This is a genomic window from Kribbella rubisoli, from assembly GCF_004217145.1.
GTDB lineage: Bacteria > Actinomycetota > Actinomycetes > Propionibacteriales > Kribbellaceae > Kribbella > Kribbella rubisoli.
On record NZ_SHKR01000013.1, the window covers coordinates 122,282 to 140,293 of the forward strand.

Below are 18,012 nucleotides of genomic sequence, written 5' to 3' on the forward strand. Positions count from 1 at the left end.
GGGTGCCAGGTCTTCGGACCGACTCGAGGAACCGCGGCCCTTGACTCCTGGTGTTGCCGCACCGATGAGTCGAGGGCCGCATCTCTTAGTGGGCTTCCGGCGGGATCGCCTTCATCCAGGCGAACTCCTGACCGAAGTACTTGGCCGGATTCTTCAACTGCTCGGCCGGACTGATGCCCTCCTCGAGGAAGAGCTTCCACGCCTGCCGCCAGAACACTGCGCCGCCGAGAGAGCCCGTGCGGATCTCCTCGGCGAGTTGGTGCACGTACGCCGACTCCGCCTCGAGCAGCGCCAGCCGGAACTCCGACTCGACCCAGAAGATCCGCGGGAACTCCATCGCGGTCATGTGCTCGTGCAGCGCGGTCATCTCCGTGATCTCCGCGTCGACCGCCCCGAGCCGCTGCTCGAGCAGCTCGACGGCACGATCCGGAGGCAGCCCGGGCAGATACGCGAGACCGGCCTCCAACGGGTGGAACTCGCGCGACGGCGTACCGAGCAGCTCGGTCAGCCAGTCGCTGAACTCGGCCTGACCGGCCGGGGTGATCTGGTACACGGTCCGCTCCGGCCGGTTGCCCTCCCGGACCGTCTCCAGCGCCTCGATGAAGCCGTGCTTCTCGAGCGCGGACACGACCGAGTAGAGCGAGCCGTAGTTGACCTTGATGCTCTGGTCCTTGCCGCGGGCCTTCAGCATCGTGGAGATCTCGTAGGGGTGCATCGGCCGCTCGCTCAGACTCCCGAGCACGGCGAACGCCAGCGGATTGCCGACCTTGCGCCTGGCCATGAGGCCTCCTCGATCTCGCTTACTCGAAATCGAGTATTAGGTTACGAGTATCCGGTGTCAAGTATTGAGCCAGGCGAACGCTCGCGCGCCGAGCCCGCGCACCCGGAGCTCCGCCAACCCGCGGTACGCCGGCTCCTCGACGTACTTCGTGAGCAGCCAGGCCAGCGCGATCACGCCGACCACTGCGCCGGTGATCTGGGTCAGCCGGCTCGCGCCGAGCTCCATCAGCCGGTACGCGATCAGGTAGCCGACCACCTGGTTGAGCAGGTACAGCCCGAAGGAGATCCGGGCGAGGAACTGGATCGGCCGGCGGAACCGTGCGAACGCTGTCCAGTCCGGCCCTCGTGCGGCGCCGGCGACGAAGACGAGCAGCAATCCGATGCCTAACGAGGACGGCAGGTCCGCCGTGTGTGCGTGCTGGGCAAACACGGTCGCGACCAGGAGGGCACCGAGATGCAGTACGCCGATCCGCCGCTGCGACCAGAGCCAGATCGCGATGCCGATCGCGAACAGTTGCAGGCGATGCAGTCCGAGCCCGTTCCATGTTTGCTGGACCCAGAGTGGGCTGTGGCCGATCCGGTCGTCCCACTGCAGGATCACCGGCGCGATGATCATGATCCAGAGCAGCGTGGTGATCCGCGGCTCGAATCCACGCGGCCCCAGTCCACGCGGCCACAGCAGCGCGGCCGCGCCGAACGCCATCAGCTGGAGCGGCAGCGTCCAGTACGAACCGTCTATGAGCTGGATGCTGGAGTCGAACGAGGCTGCCAGCGTCAGGTTGCCCCACAGGTCGCGCCGCGTCGGCAGGATCCAGTTGCTCGGGCCGAACAGCACCACGACCGTGTAGGTGAACAGCACGGCGACCAGGTACGGCGGGAGCACGCGGCAGACGCGGCGCCACAGCCACCGCGAGGTCGAGCCTCTGCGGATCGTCACGCAGACGAAGTACGCGCTGATCACCAGCAGGATGCTGGCGCCGACCTGGAACGGGTACCGACCGAGCGGTGCGCCGAGCTCAGGGTGCAGGAACGGGCCCTGGTACGTCACGTGGGTGAAGATCACCGCCAGCACCGCCACGACGCGGACCACGTCCCAGCTCAACCTGCGTTTGGAGTCACTCACTGCGTCCGACCCTAGCCAGAGCGTGGGGGGCCGACGCAAATCGAACGTGCCACACGTGTGCGGCGTCACGTCCTCCGGCTAGAGCGGCTTCACCCAGCGAGACCACTCGGGCTGACGCGCATACCCGGCGGTCGACCAGACCCGATGGGCCGGCTCGTTGTCGTCCAGCACCATCGCGTCGGCCCGCGTCCCGCCGTACGACGCGAAGCGGGCCTCGGCCCGGGCGACCAGCTCGCGGCCGATGCCCTGGCGCCGGTGCGACGGAGCGACCGCGAGGCGGTAGAGATGGCAGCGCCAGCCGTCCCAGCCGACGATGATCGAGCCGACGACGACATCGTTGTCCACAGCAAGGATCAACGCTTGTGGATCACGGTCGATCAGCCGCAGTACGGCGTCGGCCGAGTCCGGCGGGCGATGGGAATCCTCGGCGGCATCGGCCCAGAACTCCATTACTGCAAGGGCATCCGACGATTCAGCGTTGCGGTAGGCAACCATCAGCTGGCGGTCTGGAACGTGCGGCGATAATCCTGTGGGGGCACGCCCACCACTCTACGGAAGTGATGACGCAGCAAGGCCGCCGTCCCGAATCCTGATTCGGACGCGATCTGCTCGATGCCCATCCGGGTCTGTTCGAGCAGGATGCGGGCGCGCAGCACGCGCTGGGTGGTGACCCACTTCAACGGCGTCGTACCCGTCTCGGCGACGAAGCGGCGGGCGAAGGTGCGCTCGGACATCTGCGCGCGCCGGGCCAGCGCGGGCACGGTGTGATCGGTGGTGAGGTTGTCGATCATCCAGTCGAGCACCGGCTGCAGGCTCTCCCCCGACGACTCCGGCACCGGTACGTCGACGTACTGCCGCTGGCCGCCGTCGCGCTGCGGCGGGACGACCATCCGGCGGGCGATCCGGGTCGCGACCGCGCTGCCGAGCTCGCGGCGGACCAGGTGCAGGCAGGCGTCGATGCCGGCCGCCGTACCGGCGCTGGTGATGATGTTGCCGTCGTCGACGAACAGCACGTCCGGGTCGACCTTGGCGGTCGGGAACTGCTGCTGGAAACTCTCGGTGTACCGCCAGTGCGTAGTGCACGGCCGGCCGTCGAGCAGCCCGGCCGCGCCGAGGACGTACACCCCGGAGCAGACGGTCAGCAGGATCGCCCCTCGGGCCTCGGCCCGGCGGAGTGCTTCCAGGACCCGCTCGTCGTACTCGTGCCGCCAGGTGGTCGCCGGAATACCGATCAGGTCAGCGTCCTCGAGCTCCTCCAGCCCGTACGGCGCGATCACCTGGGAGAAGGTGCTCGTGTCCATCGGCACGCCCGGGGTGGTCGAGCACACCTTGAAGTCGAACGGTGGCACGCCGTCGGCGGTCCGGTCGAGCCCGAACACCTCCGCGAGCACTCCGAACTCGAACAGCGCGACATCCTCCATGAGCACGACGGCGACTTTGTGCAGCATCTGGCCAGTATGGCAGGAATTTGTCGAACTATGTCAATAGTGCCACTGGTGGCAGGATCTGAATGGTAGAATCATTACTGCCATGACCGGATACGTAGTTTTCGTAGTACTCGTGCTGGCTGTGATCGCAGCTCTGGAGATCAGCAACAGGCGCCACGCGACCGGTCCGGCGACCGGCCCGAAGGGCTCCTGGATCGCCGACGACCGCGACCTGGCCCGGACCAAGCTTGACCTGCTCGCGCTCGGCGCAGCGGCCAAGCCCTTTGCCCACAAGCCCGCCTCGACCACCGGGACCGTGCACACGATCCGCGCCGCCCGGCTGCACCACGGCCGTCACGCGGCCTGATCGAGCCACTTGGGGGCGGTCGCATTCGTGACCGCCCTCAGGGCTCCTTCAATGGGGCCGTAACGGAAGTTGTTGAGCCACAGGTGGCTCAGAATCACCTGCAGGACGAAGATCCCGACGGCGAAGCCCACCATCTCCAGTGGCGACACCTGACCCACCAGGCCGAACCCGACGCCGGTGAAGAGCAACAGCGTCGCCACTGATTGCCCCAGGTAGTTGGACAGCGCCATCCGACCAGCCGGTGCCAGCAGGCGGCGGATGTCCTCGCCGCGATCGGTGTGCATGAATCGCAGCAGCGATGCGGCGTACGCGGCCGACAGGAACGGTGCGGTGAGCACGCTGATCAGCACGCCGCGGGTGTCGCCATTACCGCCGAGCGACGCGTAGTACACGCCGCCGGTGATGCCGACTGTGAAGCCGACCAGTTGGATCAGTCGCAGTACTGCCTCGTCGCCATTGAGATTCTTGAGCAGGCGATGCCGTCCGACCACCATGCCGACCAGGAACGCAGCAAGTGTGGTCGGGCCTTGCACAGCCAGCAGAGACAGCCCGTACGTCGGCAGGGCGCGCACGTGCTCGCCGATGACCTCGCTGAACGAGCCGGCGAGGTTCGCAGTCGTCTGCTGTGCGGCGGCGACCGCAGTACTCGGGTCGAGGATCGCTGAGGTGTCCAGGAACATCGAAGCGACCGCCAGCGTGACGAAGAGGTACGCGTAGATCGCACCGGCGACCAGGAGCGCCGTACGGTCCTTCACTCGACGCATGCCCAGCAGGACGAGGCCGATGATCGCGTAGACGCTGAGGATGTCGCCCGTGATCAGGAAGACTCCGTGCAGTGCGCCGATCACGAGCAGCCCGCCCAGCCGCCGCAGCATCCGCGGCCGGAAGGCGGCGCCCGCCCGCTGCGCCGCCTCCATCTGCAACTGGAAGCTGTACCCGAACAGGAACGAGAACAGCAGGTAGAACTTCATATCCACGAAGGCCGTCGAGAGCCAGCGCACCGACTGATCGAGCCAGGAGTTGTACGCCGGGTCCTCCGCAATGTGGATCGGGAACCCGGAAGCGGCGAAGGTGATGTTGACGACCAAGATGCCCAGCAGGGCGAATCCACGCAGCGCGTCAATGTCCTGAATACGCGTCCGATCGAGTACCCGGCTCATGCACTCCAGCACACCAGCCCAGCCCCCCGCGCACACTCACCCTGAATCCCGTTCGGGGGTAGAGCTACCTCTACCCCCGAACACCCCGAATATCCTCGGACGCGTGACCGACTACAGGGACGTGAACCGGGCCAACTGGGACGAGCGGGTGCCGGCGCACGTGGCGTCGCCCAGCTACCACGTGCAGCAGTTCCTCGCGGATCCGTCGTACCTGAGCGAGGTGGTCCGGTTCGACCAGCCGCGGCTCGGTGAGATCGGCGGGCTCCGCGGCGTGCACCTGCAGTGCCACATCGGCACCGACACCGTGTCGCTGGCGCGGCTGGGCGCGCGGATGAGCGGGCTGGACTTCTCCGGGCCGGCCATCGAGCACGCACAGTCACTCGCCGAGCGGCTCGGGCTGGCGATGGACTTCCACGTCGCCGACGCGTACGACGCGGTGGAGGTGCTCGGCGCCGCGGCGTACGACTTCGTCTACACCGGGATCGGTGCCCTGTGCTGGCTGCCCGACATCCAGCGCTGGGCGCAGGTCGTCGCCGGGTTGCTGAAGCCCGGCGGACGGCTGTTCATCCGCGAAGGCCATCCGATGCTGTGGGCACTCGGCGCCGGTCCGGAGGTCCCCGAGGTGCGGTACACGTACTTCGAGACCGCGGAGCCGATCGTCTGGGACGAGGGCGGGACCTACGTCCAGACCGAGGTCGAGTTCACGACCACGGTCACGCACGAGTGGAACCACGGGCTCGGTGAGACGATCACCGCCTTGCAGCAGGCTGGGCTGGTGTTCGATTCACTGGCCGAGCACGACAGTGCGCCCTGGAACGCCCTCCCCGGTCTGATGACCGAGGACGCGGATGGTGAGTGGCGTCTGACGGTGAATCCACACCATCTGGCCGCCACCTACACCCTCCAGGCCCATAAACCCGCTCAGTGAGCGCGGCGTTGCTGAACCTTCTGGAACGCCTGCTTGATCTTTTGCTGGTTCTCCGGCTTGCTCAGCTCGCGCTGGGCTACCTGGACCAGCTTGGCGACCACGGCGCCCTTCACCAACGTCTTCACGAACCCCATCAGGGCCTCCCTACTCTGTTGTCCACGACGTTACCGTCCGCCACAACCCCCTTCTATGGGTGATCCGCCGGAACTGTCCCTGGCGTCGGGCACACTAGGAGCGTGCCTGAGTTGCCGGAGGTGGAGTCGCTCGCCACGTTCCTGCGGGAGCGTGCGGTCGGGCACGCGTTCGTGCGGGCCGACATCACGGCGATCAGTGCCCTGAAGACGTACGACCCGCCGGTGTCCGCGATGGTCGGGCTGCTGATCGACGATGTCCAGCGGCACGGCAAGTTCCTGGACATCTCCGCCCAGGGCGTGCACCTGGTGATCCACCTGGCCCGCGCCGGCTGGCTGCGGTGGAAAGAGGAGCAGAACACCGGCCTGGTCCGGCCTGGCAAGGGGCCGATCGCGCTCCGGACCGTCCTGGACGACGGCTCAGGGTTCGACCTGACCGAAGCCGGCACCCAGAAGAAGCTCGCGGTGTACGTCGTGCGCGACGTCGACGAGGTCCCCGGGATCGCGCGCCTCGGGCCGGATCCGTTCACGCTGTCGCTCGAGGACTTCAGCGACATCCTCAAGCGCCAGGGCCGGGTCCAGCTCAAGGGCGTCCTGCGCAGCCAGTCCGTGATCGCCGGCATCGGCAACGCCTACTCCGACGAGATCCTGCACGTCGCGAAGATGAGCCCGTTCAAACCCGCGTCGAACCTGTCCGAGGACGAGCTCAAGACGCTGTACGACGCGATGCGCGAGACCCTGCAGGACGCGGTCAACCGCTCCGCCGGCCTCGCTGTGCAGGACCTGAAGTCGGAGAAGAAGTCCGGCCTCCGCGTCCATGGCCGCAAGGGCGAGAAGTGCCCGATCTGTGGCGACATCGTCCGCGAGGTCAGCTTCGCCGACTCCTCCCTGCAGTACTGCGCAACCTGCCAAACCGGCGGCAAGCCCCTGGCCGATCGCCGGTTGTCCAAGCTGCTCAAGTAGTCATCGCGTCGGGCCTGTCCGGCGTTGACAGGTCTCAGAATGCAAGCGGTTACAGGGCAACGACGTACGGCGAGGAGGCCGACCGTCTGCCCGCCTCCAACCGGACCCGCAACTCGTGCCGGCCGGGTGGACCGGCAACCCGGGTCGCCCATCCGACGGACCGGCCCCCCTCGAGTCCGTCGAAGGTCCACGCCTGCTCGGTCGCGGACCAGTCCGATGGCAACGGCAGCTCGACCTCGCCGCGCGCCGGCGTGCGGCCGAAGTTCGTCACGACCACGGTGACCTCGTCGCGGCCCGGGTGGATCGAGGCCAGCACCGTGCCGACCTGCGCGACGAGCACCCGCCGTACGCCGATCGGGATCGCCAGCGGTACCACCCGAAGCGCAGGCATCGGGAACGGACCGATCGTGGTGCGGGTGAGCTGCTGGCCGGTCACGCCGTACCGTCGGCGGGCCAGGCGGATGTGATGCTGGCTATCCGGCTCGGCCATGCCGACGAACCGTACGGCGACATCCATGGCTCGCCGCGCGACCAGGTGGGCCTTCGCGCCAGTTGGAGTGAGGTCCCAGACGCCGTCCGCATTGGCGGTGACCGTGTCCTGCGGGACGATCCGCAGCTTGCCCTGCAAGGCGACGCGGACGACAGGTGACTCGCCGGAGTCAGGCAGCCGGACGACCAGATCGTCGCCGTCGTGGCGCCAGGTCAGCGCACGACCGGTGTGGTCCTCGACGACGTGCAGCGGGGCGGTGGCCAGACCAGGGAGGCGTACTTCGTGGTCCGGTGGACGGCGGGCGATTCGGAGCAGCAGAAGCTCACGACTCCGCAGAATTGCCTCACCCCAGGGTTGCGGTTCGAACTCTCCCGGGATTCCCTGAATCAGCGCCACCGCAACCTCCCTTCGAGCCACGGTCCGAAATCCCCCGCCCGGTGTCAATAGCTTTCCGGACTCCGGGCAACCGCCTTCCGGAACCGGCCGCCTGCGGGTACCGCCGGTCTGCCATGCTTGGGGCATGTTCCGGAACCAGGAGATCCCCGCGGTGGTCGTGGCCGAGCTCGACGACGAGCTGCTCGCCGAGGCGTTCGTGCTCGACGTGCGGGAGCCGGACGAATGGGACCGCGGGCACATCGAGGGCGCCGTGCACATCCCGCTCGGCCAGCTGCAGGACCGGGTCGGCGAGGTGCCGCTCGACCAGAAGGTGCTCTGCGTCTGCGCCGTCGGCGGCCGTTCCGGCATGGCCACCCAGTTCCTGAACCAGCTCGGTCGCGAGGCGATCAACCTCGACGGCGGCATGCACGCCTGGCAGACCTCCGGCCGCCCGGTCAGCACGAACTGAGTCGTTTGCCTTCGGGCAGCACGGCTTCCACCCGCCAGCCGTTGGTGATGGGGCCGGCGGTCAGTTGACCGCCAAGATCCTGGACGCGATCACGCAGACCGGCAAGACCGTAGCCGGTGCCCGACAGTTGCGGACGCTCGTTCACGGAGGCGCCGTTCTCCACGCGAACACTCAGGTCCCGACCTGATCCACGAACGACGACTCGTACTGCGGCACCCGGTGCGTACCGCAGCGCGTTCGTCAGACTCTCCTGTACAACGCGGAAGGCCGCGTGCGCGACGGGCGCCGACACCCCGTCACGCGAACCCTCGAACCGGCACGAGACGTCCAGCCCGCTCCGCGCCGCCCGCGTAACGATCTCCTCGATCAGCGACAGATCCGGCCCGCCGACCTCCACGCCACCGAGCAGCTCGACCAGCCGTCGTAGATCCTCGTGCCCCTGGCGCGCCGACTCCGCCAGCCCGGCGAACACCTGCGACGTACCGACCGGATCCCGGTCCACCAACCGCTGCCCGGCCGCCGCCTGGATCACCATCACGCTGATCGCGTGCCCGACGATGTCGTGCAGCTCGGACGCGATCCGCGCCCGTTCATGCCGTACGGCGAGCTCGGCGAACAGCTCGCGCTCCTCCTCGAGCTCACGCCCCCGCCGCGCGAGCGCCTCGGCCGACTCCCGGTGCAACCGCAGTACCGTGCCGGCCAGGAAACTCGGGACGCTGAACATGACCAGCGGGACCTCGATGTTCTCGCCGAGGACGAACCACAGGACGGCCAGGTACGCCGCCAACACCCCCGCGACAACCCATGAAGCCCGCCCGGACCAACCGAGCGCCGCGACGAGCGTAAGCAGCGCGAGGATCGCGAACGCCGTGTCCGGGAACCAGCCGTAGGCGTTGAGCACGACCGGCACCATCAGAAACGCACCGCCCAGTACGGCGACCAGCCTAGGATGCGTCCGCCACCACATCAGCATGAGCCCGCTCGCCACGAGGCCCGCGGTGAACAGGTTCCCGCCGACCGACGTAGGCCAGCCGTGGATCGCAGTCGGCAGGGCGATGACCGCGGCGACCAGCACCACGATCCCCAACTGCTCGAGCCTGCGTCCGCCGTTCATGTCGCTCAGCCGACTACCGGCAGTTGGGCGACAGCGCCCGCCCGCCCCTTGGTGACCTTCACGTCGACAGAACCGCCCAGCAACTTCGCGCGCTCCTTGGCCCGGGCAACCGCCGCCTTCAGCTCGGCCGCCTCGCCCACTTGTCCGTTCACACGGATCTCGAGCGCATCGTCTTCGAACCGCACCGACACCACGATCGGAGCATCGGCCTGATCGGCCAGCGCGGTCACGAGATGCTCGACGATCCGGTACGCCGAAAGCTCAACAGTTGCAGGCAATGCGCGCGGGTCGCCGGTCACGACCAGCTGCGAGTGCGCCGTACGAAGTCGTGCGAGCAACGTGTCGAGATGAGCCACTGTCGGCGTCGGCGCGAACGCGACATCATCGCCGCGCAGCAGCCCGACGATCTCCCGCATGTCGTCCAGCGTCTGCCGGCTGTCCGACTCGATCGACTCCAGCACCGCCCTCGCCTCCGCGGGCGACAACCCGTCCGCGGACTCGGCCGCCGTGGTCAGATCGGCGAGCCGCTCCTGCAGCAGTCCGTCGAGCTGACGCGAGAGTCGCGCCCGGTCGTCCGCCACGTCGAGCGCCGCCCGCTCGTCCCGCAGTTGCCGCAACTCCGCCTCGCGGTCCGCGAGCTCCTGGTTCAGCGCCGTACGACGACGAGCCGCGAGCCCGACGCCGAACACGATGCAGACGATCGGCAGCGCCAGGATGATCGCGCCCGGTCCCGTGGTCGCGTCGATGACCAGCACGAAAAAGGTCAGTACGACGCTGAGCCCGCACACGATCCACGCGGTCCTCCGCTTGGACGCCTGCGCCCCGAGGAACGCGACCACGAACGCGAGCGGGAGACCCGCACCGCAGCGGGTCACCCAGCCGAACAGCAGGTCGTGCGAGGCCATCGCCAGCACGGAGACTGCGGCGACGGCGAGGATGCCTCGCCGCCACCACAGCACCGGAATCGTCGCCGCCGCGAACACCGGAATCATCCAGAACGAGTGCGAGCTCTGTGCGTGCACCATCGATCCCTCCGCGATGGCGTTGCGCACCTGGGCGTCGGATGTCTGGAGGTTCTCGACCATCAACAGGACGCCGAGCAGGGTGAGACCCCCCGCGATCCCCCAATCGCGGAGCTTGACCCTTCTGAAGACCCCACCCATGACCGGCTCCTACTCAAGCGGCCGTGTGCTCGTGGACCGTCGCCACCGCGGCGGACTGCTTGGTGACTCGATTCTGCACGAGTACGCCGATCCCGTAGAAGAGCGCGATCCCCGGCAGTGCGACCGCCAGTGCGCCCGCCACCGTGTCGATCGACGCGTCCCGCCACAGCATCACGAGCTCGAGCACCACAACGCCTCCGAGACCGATCAGCTGGTTGAGCCACGAGCCGGCGAACCGCGCAACGGCGTACGCGAGCGCGAAGCCCAGCGGAATGACGACGCCGCAGCGCGTCACCCAGCCAAATGCGAGCACATGCGCCAGCGTGGTGACGGCGGTGACGCCGACGACCGCGAGGATGTTGCGCCGGCGCCACAGGATTGGCAGCGTCACCAGCAGGAAGACCGGCAGCATCGCCCACGTGGTCGTCGACAGCGGATGCGGCAGGCCGGCGTCGGTGGCCGTGATGTTCTCGACCATCAGCAACGCACCCGCAACGGTCATGAGGCCGGCCAGTACGTAGTCGAGGGGCCTGATCCCCTTCAAGATCTCGTTCATCGGTTTTGTCCCTTCGTCCCCGGGTCTTATGACCCCATGCAGCGAAGGTAGATTTCGGCGCCCGTCGTTTACGTCTGGCGCAAGAACGATCCTGCGAAGCTCGCGTCGTCCGCAGGGATGACGGCGTAGGCCCCACGGATGACGCACAATCAGCCTGTGTCCGAGAAGATCCGTGTGCTGGTCGCCGACGATCAGACCCTCGTGCGTACCGGGTTCCGGGTGATCCTGGAGGCCGAGGGCGATATCGAGGTGGTCGCCGAGGCCGACACGGGTACTGCGGCCATCCGGCAGGCTCAGCTGGCCGCGCCGGACGTGATCCTGATGGACATCCGGATGCCCGAGCTCGACGGGCTGTCCGCGACCGAGGAGATCCGCCGGCAGCCGGACCCGCCGACGATCATCGTGCTCACGACGTTCGACCAGAACGAGTACGTCTACCGCGCCCTGCGAGCGGGTGCGGCCGGGTTCCTGCTCAAGGACTCACCGTCGACGCGCCTGATCGCGGCGGTCCGCGCGGCCGCGACCGGCGACTCGCTGATCGAGCCCGCGATCACCCGGCGGCTGGTCGAGCGCTTCGTCGAACCGGTCGTCGCTCAGGGACTGCCCCCCGAGCTCGCCACGCTGACCGACCGGGAGCTCGACGTACTGCGGTTGATCGCGCGCGGGCTCTCCAACGCCGAGATCGCGGCCGAGCTCGTGGTGGCCGAGACGACCGTGAAGACACACGTCGCGCGGCTGCTCACCAAGCTCGGGGTCCGCGACCGGGTCCAGGCAGTTGTGGTGGCCTACGAGACCGGATTCGTCAGCCGCCGCTGAGCTGGATTCAAGCTGAACGGTAAGTGAAAGACCTTCCGAATCGGTCGGCGAGACGTTAGTTTGTCACAGCTGTCCGTCCGTTGGGGAGGCTCCTGTGTCGCTCGTCCGTGCATTGACCACAGCAGTAGGCGTCGGCGGTCTACTCGCCGGCGTACTCGTCGATCCAGTCCTCGGGCAGACCGCTCGAGGCATCACCGACGCCGCGATCGCCGAGGACGGCGTACTGACGTCGCGGGTCGACAGCCCGGTCGCGCCAGGCGTGAACTACACGTCGTTCGACCGCCTCGACCCGAAGGGCTGGCAGCGCGGCGACATCCTCGACACCGACCTGAGCAAGCACGGTGTCACCGTGGACCTGGTCAACAACGGCGGCAAGGTGTCGGGCGGCCAGCCGCTCAGCCAGCAGCTTGCCCGCAAGGGCGCGATCGCCGGCGTGAACGGCGACTTCTTCGACATCAACGACACCACCGCGCCGCTCGGCGTCGGGGTGGAATCCGGGAAGCTGACGAACGCGCCGGCCGCCGGCCACAACGACACCGCGGTGATCGGTAAGGACGGGCTCGGCAAGATCGCCGAGTTGTTCCTGCAGGGCACGGTGACCGACGGCGCCACCAAGCTCGAGCTGACCAACCTGAACTCGCCGGCCGTCAACACCGGCGGTATCGGCCTCTACACCCCGGAGTGGGGCGATGCGGCCCGGACCCGGACCGTGGACGGCCTGCCGACCGTGCGCGAGGTGATCCTTCGCGACGGTGTGGTCGTCTCGTCGGCAACCACTCCGGCAACCACCCCGCTGGCAGCCGGCGAGCAGGCGCTGATCGGCCGCGAGGCAGGTGCTGACGCACTGACCGCGCTGCAGGTCGGCGACCATGTCGACGTCGCGTACGGCCTGCGTCCCGACGCCGGCGCTGTCGCGGCCGCGGTCAGCGGCAACTCGCAGCTCGCGAAGGACGGCAAGGTCCCCGACGACGTACCGGACGCTGACCTCGCGCCGCGGACCGCGATCGGGTTCAACGCCGACGGCAGCCGGATGATCCTGCTGACCGTCGACGGCCGGGCGACCGGATCGCGCGGGCTGTCGCTCAAGGAGATGGGCCAGCTGATGATCAGCCTCGGGGCTGACGACGCGCTGAACCTCGACGGCGGCGGCTCGTCCACGATGCTGGCCCGGACGCCGGGCAAGGCCGCGCCGGATGTGGTCAACGACCCGTCCGACGGCGGCGAGCGGCTGATCCCGAACGGTCTCGGCCTGCTGCCGGTCAAGGGCTCCGGCAAGCTGAAGGGCTTCCGCGTCGAGTCGGTCGGCACCTCCCAAGAAGGCCCCGACGCCGACATCTCGCGCAGCTCCCGCGTCCTCAGCGGACTCAGCCGAGTCCTGAGCGCCACCGGGTACGACGAGACCTACGCACCCGCTTCCGGTACGCCGTCGTGGTACGCGGGCAGCAACGTCCGCGTCGACCAGCACGGCGTCGTCACCGGCCGCCGCGCGGGCGACGTGATCGTGACCGCGACCCGCGGCCCGGCGAACGGAAGGTTCCCGATGACAGTCCTCGGTACGCCGACCCGCCTCGCCCCTTCGACCCGCCAGGTGTCTCTCGCCGACTCCACCGCCAAGGGCTTCTTCGAGGTCGACGGGTACGACGCCGACGGGTTCTCCACCTGGATCGAACCGCGGGACGTCAAGCTCAGCTACGACCCGGCCGCCGTCAAGGTAGTTGCCACACGCAACGGTTTCGAGGTCAACGCGCTGACCGACGATGCGGTCTCGACCGTCATCACCGCGAAGGTCGGTGCCCTGAGCACCCAGTTGAGCGTGACGTCGGGTCTGACCAGCACAGTGGTCGACAAGCTCGACGACCTGACCAAGTGGGCGGCCAACGCCGTACCGGTCGGTGCGGCGACGGCGTCGCGATCTGCTGCTGAGGGGCATGACGGCGGGCCGGCGATCGCGCTCGACTACTCGTTGACGGGCAGCACCGCCACGCGGGCGGCGTACCTCTCGCAGACTCCGCAGCAGACGCTGCCGGGTCAGCCGCAGAAGCTCGGCGTCTGGATCTACGGTGACGGCAAGGGGGAATGGCTTCGGGCGAACGCCTACGACGCGGCCGGCGGTACGGCGCAGACGCTGAACCTTGCGGCCACGGTCGACTGGACCGGCTGGAAGTACGTCGAGGCGGACATCCCGCCCGGGCTGACGTACCCGCTGCGGTTCTGGCGGATCTACGTCGTCGAGACCTCGCCGACCCGGCAGTACTCGGGCCGGATCATCATCGACGACCTGACGATCCGGAGCGCACCGCCGGTGACGATGACGCCGCCGGCGAAGGTGATCGACCCGATGGTCGTCACCGACGGGACGGTGACCGGCGACGGCCGCTGGCGGTTCGCGGTGATGTCGGACGCGCAGTTCACCTCCGACGACCCGAACTCGGACTACGTGAAGCAGGCCCGGCGGACGATCCGCGAGGCGCTCGCGCAGAAGCCGGATTTCCTGGTGATCAACGGCGACTTCGTCGACCGGGCGTTCGGGCCGGACATCGCGCTCGCCAAGCAGATCATCGACGAAGAGGTGGCCGACAAGGTTCCGGTGCACTACGTGCCGGGCAACCACGAGACCTACGGACCGGGCGATCTGTCCGAGTGGAAGAAGGTCTTCGGCGCGGCGACCAGCACGTTCGACCACAAGGGCACCCGGTTCATCCTGCGCGACTCGTCGCTCGGGTCGCTGCGGGCCGGCGGGTTCGACCAGATCCTGGATCTGCGCAAGCAGCTCGACTCTGCGGCTACCGATCGGTCGATCAAGAACGTCGTGGTGATGGCGCACCACCCGATCGACGATCCGTCGCCGACGCAGAACTCGCAGCTCGGCGACCGCAAGGAAGCCGCCATGATCGTTCAGTGGCTGGCCGACTTCCGTGCTTCGACGGGCAAGGGCGCCGCGTACATGGCGGCTCACGCCGGGACGTTCGCGGCGACGCGGACCGACGGTGTGCTGCTGCCGCTGACCGGCAACTCGGGCAAGAGCCCGGCCGCTGCGCCGGATGCGGGCGGCTTCACCGGCTGGGCGCTGGTCGGGATCGACCCGCACGCCACGGCTGCGCCGGCCGGGGAGCGGAACTGGTCGGCGCCGGAGCGGTCCTGGTTCCAGGTCGAACTTCGGCCGCATGTCGACTCGCTCGAGTTGGCCGCGCCTACGTCACTCCGCCGCGGCCAGTCCGCCATCGCGTCCGCCACGGTGATTCAGGAGGACCGGAGGGTTCCGGTCAGCTTCCCGGTCTCCGCGGACTGGTGGGGCTCGACCTTCCTGTACATCGGTCCGGCAAAGGCTGCGCCGTTCTGGGCGGTCGCGTCGTACGACCCGGCGACCGGCCAGCTGACCGCTCTGCACCCGGGCACCGCGCAGCTGGGTGTGACGGTGAACGGCGTCTCCAAGAGCACCACGCTGCGGGTCGATTGGTAGCGTCCTCGGCGTGACTGACGTGGTGGTGCCGCAGCGACTGCGGAGTGGTGATCGGGTTGCTGTGGTGGCGCCGTCGGGCCGCGTGGACGGCGCGCGCCTCCAGATCGGCCTGGAGCACCTGAGGTCGTGGGGCCTCGAGGTCGACGTGATGCCGTCGGTGCTGGCCGGGCACGAGCGGTTCCAGTACCTGGCCGCGGACGACAAGGCGCGCGCCGAGGACCTGCGGAACGCCTGGCTCGATCCGCAGTACGCCGCGGTGTTCTGTGCGCGTGGCGGGTACGGCGTGCAGCGGATGCTCGAGTACGTCGACTTCGACGAGCTGGTCGCCGTACGGAAGTGGTTCCTCGGGTTCAGCGACATCACCGCACTGCACGAGCCGCTGAACGCACGTGGTCTGGTGACGCTGCACGGTCCGATGGCTGCTGCTGTGGAGCAGTTGGAGAACGAGGTCGGCCGGGAACGGCTGCGGGCGCTGCTGTTCGAGCCCGCGGGCGTGACTGATCTCCTGGCACCGCGTGGCGCGCGCACTGTGGTCGGTGGGGTCGCTGAGGGACGGCTGTGCGGTGGCAACCTGGCCTTGCTCGCGTCCAGCGTCGGTACGCCGACCTACGCGCCTCCTGCCGGTGTGGTCGTGCTGGAGGAGGTCGACGAGGCCGGCTATCGCGTGGACCGGATGCTGACGCAGCTGTTGCGCGCCGGGTGGTTCGATGAGGTGACGGGTTTGGTGATCGGCGACTTCAGCGGCGTCCAGGATCCGGTCGATGTCGTCCGCGAGCGGCTCGAGCCCCTCGGCGTACCGATGGTCGAGGGTGCGGCGATCGGGCACGAAGCGCTGAATCTCGCCGTACCGTTGGGGTTGCCGGTGCGGCTGGACGCGACCGCCGCGACGCTCACCCCAGGTGCTCTCGCAGGAAGCTGAAGGCCTGCGGGTACGCGTCGAGGCGGTTCTTGAGCTTGGCGAGGCCGTGGCCCTCGTCGGGGTACACCAGCAGCTGGCATGGCACGCCGCGCTTCGTCAGGGCCTCGGTGATCTGCTCCGCCTCCGACAACGGCACGCGCGGATCGTTGGCGCCGTGGATGACGAACAGCGGCGCCCGGATGTCGTCGACCCGGCTCAGCGGGCTCGCTGACTCCAGGAACTCGCGTTCGGTCGCCAGGTAGCCGTACTCGCGTTCGCGCATTGTCCGCCGATAGTCCGACGTGTTCTCCAGGAACGTCACCAGCGAAGCGATTCCGACGATGTCCACACCGGCCGCCCACAGGTCCGGCTGGAACGCGACGCCGGCCAGCACCATGTACCCGCCGTACGAACCGCCCCACAGCGCAGCCCTCTTGGGGTCGCCGCCGATGGTTGGCAGCCAAGCGTTGATCGCGGCCAGATCCTTCACCGAATCCAGCCGCAGTTGCCGGTCGTCGAGTGTGTACCAGCGCTTGCCATACCCGGCCGAGCCGCGGACGTTCGGCACGATGACCGTGTGCCCCTCACCGGCCAGCGCCGAGATGATCGGGCTCCACATCCGCAGCGCCGCACCCTCCGGACCGCCGTGCACATGGACCACGGTCGAGCCCAGGTCCGCCGAGGTAGGCCGGAAGACGAATACCGGCACGTGCTCGCCGTCGAACGACGGCACGCGCAGACTCTCCGGATGGTTCAGCTCGACAGGAACCTCCACTGGTCGAACTGCAGTCAGCTCACCGCTCGGGACAAACCGATACACGGTCGGCGGCGTGACCGGCGAGTTGTAGGTGATAGCCGCGAACGAACCGTCGGACGACCAGATCGGGTCCGGCGTCGCCATCGACAACGCCGCGACGCCGCCGGCCGGCAGGTCAAGCGGTGCGACGAGCGAGCCGTCCTCCAGCCGGTGCAGCGCCACCGCCACCTCGCCGTCCTCCAGCACGGCGACCAGCAGGTGCTCGCCGTCCGGTGAGGGCCACCCAGCCAGGTCGCGAGCGTCATCCACGAGTACGTCGCTCCACGAGGCGTCGACCACGTCGTACCGGCGCAGGGCCATGCGGTCGCGGTCCGCGTTCGTCGACACGAGGAACGCCGACGAGTCCGGAAGCCAGGCGACGGCGCCCTGGTCGTTGTGCGCGTCCTTTGGGGTGAGCTCCGTGATGGTCCGGCTCGACGTCTCGACCAACAGCAGTTGCATCGAGTTCGCCGGGGTGCTCGCCTTCGCGAGGACGACCCACTTGTCGTCCGGGGACGGGTTGACGCCCATCACCCAGCCGCCCTCGTCGTACAGGACGGTCTCGCGACCGGTGGCGAGGTCGCGTGCGACCAGATCGAAGTCGACGCCGTTGCGGCGATTCGTCGTGTAGAGCATCCGCCCGGCCCGCGCGTCGACCAGGTGATGGATGTACTCCGAGTCGTGGACCAGAGGGGTCAGCGTAGGCAGACCGGGCTCTTCGAGATCCAGCACGGAGAGCTGACCGCGCTCGTCACCGCCGGTGTCGTGCTCGATGACTACGCGGCTGCTGCCCGGCACGAACCGGGCGCCACGGCAGGTGTCACCGAGATCGGTGAGCGCTCGCCAGGACCCGTCAGGCGCGACTTCGTTGACCTGGCGGGTGCCGGTGCCGTCATACAGCACGAGCATCCGGCCCTCGTCGTCCACATCGAGGGCCATCGTGGTGGGCAAGGAGAACAGCGTCGTCAGCAGCACGCGTTCATCCTCACACGGCGA

The 18,012-nt window shown here is 68.4% G+C and carries 18 protein-coding genes; 7 read left to right on the plus strand and 11 right to left on the minus strand.

Going from position 1 to position 18,012, the window contains the following annotated elements; all coding sequences use genetic code 11:
* Window positions 1-85 precede the first annotated feature (85 nt).
* From EV645_RS20585 to EV645_RS20600, 4 genes are all read right to left on the minus strand, one after another.
* Entirely contained in the window at window positions 86-781 is a 696-nt protein-coding gene (locus EV645_RS20585) for a helix-turn-helix transcriptional regulator (RefSeq protein WP_130445596.1), read from the minus strand.
* A gap of 57 nt (window positions 782-838) precedes the next feature.
* Window positions 839-1,903 carry an acyltransferase family protein gene (locus EV645_RS20590; protein WP_157997117.1) on the minus strand — a complete coding sequence of 355 codons (1,065 nt, stop codon included), beginning with the start codon at window positions 1,901-1,903 and terminating at the stop codon, window positions 839-841.
* A gap of 78 nt (window positions 1,904-1,981) precedes the next feature.
* Window positions 1,982-2,353, minus strand: coding sequence for a GNAT family N-acetyltransferase (locus tag EV645_RS20595; protein ID WP_242000541.1), 372 nt, complete (start codon window positions 2,351-2,353; stop codon window positions 1,982-1,984).
* A gap of 44 nt (window positions 2,354-2,397) precedes the next feature.
* On the minus strand, window positions 2,398-3,351 hold the full coding sequence (locus EV645_RS20600) for a helix-turn-helix domain-containing protein (protein ID WP_130445599.1): 954 nt from the start codon (window positions 3,349-3,351) through the stop codon (window positions 2,398-2,400).
* Window positions 3,352-3,433: 82 nt separating this feature from the next.
* Here EV645_RS20600 and EV645_RS20605 point away from each other — a divergent pair, with 82 nt between their 5' ends.
* The gene (locus EV645_RS20605) at window positions 3,434-3,697 is read left to right on the plus strand and encodes a hypothetical protein (RefSeq protein ID WP_130445600.1); all 264 of its coding nucleotides are present in this window, start codon (window positions 3,434-3,436) and stop codon (window positions 3,695-3,697) included.
* Here the strand turns inward: EV645_RS20605 and EV645_RS20610 are convergent.
* Entirely contained in the window at window positions 3,685-4,857 is a 1,173-nt protein-coding gene (locus EV645_RS20610; protein WP_130445601.1) for a DUF418 domain-containing protein, read from the minus strand. The two genes, EV645_RS20605 and EV645_RS20610, sit on opposite strands and share 13 nt — an antisense overlap.
* Window positions 4,858-4,960: 103 nt before the next feature.
* Here EV645_RS20610 and EV645_RS20615 point away from each other — a divergent pair, with 103 nt between their 5' ends.
* Window positions 4,961-5,785 carry a class I SAM-dependent methyltransferase gene (locus tag EV645_RS20615; RefSeq protein WP_130445602.1) on the plus strand — a complete coding sequence of 275 codons (825 nt, stop codon included), beginning with the start codon at window positions 4,961-4,963 and terminating at the stop codon, window positions 5,783-5,785.
* On the opposite strand, the gene EV645_RS42300 is transcribed toward EV645_RS20615, so the two are convergent.
* Window positions 5,779-5,919: a hypothetical protein gene (locus EV645_RS42300; protein WP_166678253.1), complete on the minus strand. Its 141-nt coding sequence runs from the start codon at window positions 5,917-5,919 to the stop codon at window positions 5,779-5,781. The genes EV645_RS20615 and EV645_RS42300 overlap by 7 nt on opposite strands.
* A gap of 102 nt (window positions 5,920-6,021) precedes the next feature.
* Here EV645_RS42300 and EV645_RS20620 point away from each other — a divergent pair, with 102 nt between their 5' ends.
* Complete coding sequence (locus EV645_RS20620) at window positions 6,022-6,879, plus strand: DNA-formamidopyrimidine glycosylase family protein (protein ID WP_130445603.1); 858 nt, start codon at window positions 6,022-6,024, stop codon at window positions 6,877-6,879.
* A 49-nt stretch (window positions 6,880-6,928) separates the two neighbouring features.
* Here EV645_RS20620 and EV645_RS20625 read toward each other — a convergent pair whose 3' ends face one another.
* A complete protein-coding gene (locus EV645_RS20625; RefSeq protein ID WP_130445604.1) occupies window positions 6,929-7,765 on the minus strand; it encodes a hypothetical protein in 837 nt (278 codons plus the stop codon).
* 124 nt (window positions 7,766-7,889) lie between these two features.
* On the opposite strand from EV645_RS20625, the gene EV645_RS20630 reads away from it, so the two are divergent.
* Window positions 7,890-8,213, plus strand: a complete 324-nt coding sequence (locus tag EV645_RS20630) for a rhodanese-like domain-containing protein (RefSeq protein WP_130445605.1) — start codon at window positions 7,890-7,892, stop codon at window positions 8,211-8,213.
* Here the strand turns inward: EV645_RS20630 and EV645_RS20635 are convergent.
* From EV645_RS20635 to EV645_RS20645, 3 genes are read right to left on the minus strand one after another with little or no spacing between them, the layout of a single operon-like run.
* Window positions 8,200-9,327 (minus strand): sensor histidine kinase, encoded by a 1,128-nt coding sequence (locus EV645_RS20635; RefSeq protein ID WP_130445606.1) that lies wholly within the window; start codon window positions 9,325-9,327, stop codon window positions 8,200-8,202. The genes EV645_RS20630 and EV645_RS20635 overlap by 14 nt on opposite strands.
* Window positions 9,328-9,332: 5 nt before the next feature.
* Entirely contained in the window at window positions 9,333-10,490 is a 1,158-nt protein-coding gene (locus EV645_RS20640; protein WP_130445607.1) for a sensor histidine kinase, read from the minus strand.
* Between the two features lie 13 nt (window positions 10,491-10,503).
* Complete coding sequence (locus EV645_RS20645; RefSeq protein ID WP_130445608.1) at window positions 10,504-11,046, minus strand: hypothetical protein; 543 nt, start codon at window positions 11,044-11,046, stop codon at window positions 10,504-10,506.
* 156 nt (window positions 11,047-11,202) lie between these two features.
* Between EV645_RS20645 and EV645_RS20650 the strand changes: the two genes are divergently transcribed.
* From EV645_RS20650 to EV645_RS20660, 3 genes are all read left to right on the plus strand, one after another.
* Entirely contained in the window at window positions 11,203-11,862 is a 660-nt protein-coding gene (locus EV645_RS20650) for a response regulator (RefSeq protein WP_157997118.1), read from the plus strand.
* Window positions 11,863-11,956: 94 nt separating this feature from the next.
* Window positions 11,957-15,322, plus strand: a complete 3,366-nt coding sequence (locus EV645_RS20655) for a phosphodiester glycosidase family protein (protein ID WP_130445610.1) — start codon at window positions 11,957-11,959, stop codon at window positions 15,320-15,322.
* 10 nt (window positions 15,323-15,332) lie between these two features.
* Entirely contained in the window at window positions 15,333-16,241 is a 909-nt protein-coding gene (locus EV645_RS20660; protein WP_130445611.1) for a S66 peptidase family protein, read from the plus strand.
* Here the strand turns inward: EV645_RS20660 and EV645_RS20665 are convergent.
* On the minus strand, window positions 16,213-17,991 hold the full coding sequence (locus EV645_RS20665) for a S9 family peptidase (RefSeq protein WP_242000542.1): 1,779 nt from the start codon (window positions 17,989-17,991) through the stop codon (window positions 16,213-16,215). The two genes, EV645_RS20660 and EV645_RS20665, sit on opposite strands and share 29 nt — an antisense overlap.
* Between the last annotated feature and the right edge of the window lie 21 nt (window positions 17,992-18,012).

Coding starts and splice junctions, on each gene's coding strand:
- EV645_RS20585 (WP_130445596.1), bottom strand. CDS start 781: ATGGCCAGGCGCAAGGTCGGCAATCCGCTGGCGTTCGCCGTGCTCGGG.
- EV645_RS20595 (WP_242000541.1), bottom strand. CDS start 2,353: ATGGAGTTCTGGGCCGATGCCGCCGAGGATTCCCATCGCCCGCCGGAC.
- EV645_RS20600 (WP_130445599.1), bottom strand. CDS start 3,351: ATGCTGCACAAAGTCGCCGTCGTGCTCATGGAGGATGTCGCGCTGTTC.
- EV645_RS20605 (WP_130445600.1), top strand. CDS start 3,434: ATGACCGGATACGTAGTTTTCGTAGTACTCGTGCTGGCTGTGATCGCA.
- EV645_RS20610 (WP_130445601.1), bottom strand. CDS start 4,857: ATGAGCCGGGTACTCGATCGGACGCGTATTCAGGACATTGACGCGCTG.
- EV645_RS42300 (WP_166678253.1), bottom strand. CDS start 5,919: ATGGGGTTCGTGAAGACGTTGGTGAAGGGCGCCGTGGTCGCCAAGCTG.
- EV645_RS20630 (WP_130445605.1), top strand. CDS start 7,890: ATGTTCCGGAACCAGGAGATCCCCGCGGTGGTCGTGGCCGAGCTCGAC.
- EV645_RS20635 (WP_130445606.1), bottom strand. CDS start 9,327: ATGAACGGCGGACGCAGGCTCGAGCAGTTGGGGATCGTGGTGCTGGTC.
- EV645_RS20640 (WP_130445607.1), bottom strand. CDS start 10,490: ATGGGTGGGGTCTTCAGAAGGGTCAAGCTCCGCGATTGGGGGATCGCG.
- EV645_RS20645 (WP_130445608.1), bottom strand. CDS start 11,046: ATGAACGAGATCTTGAAGGGGATCAGGCCCCTCGACTACGTACTGGCC.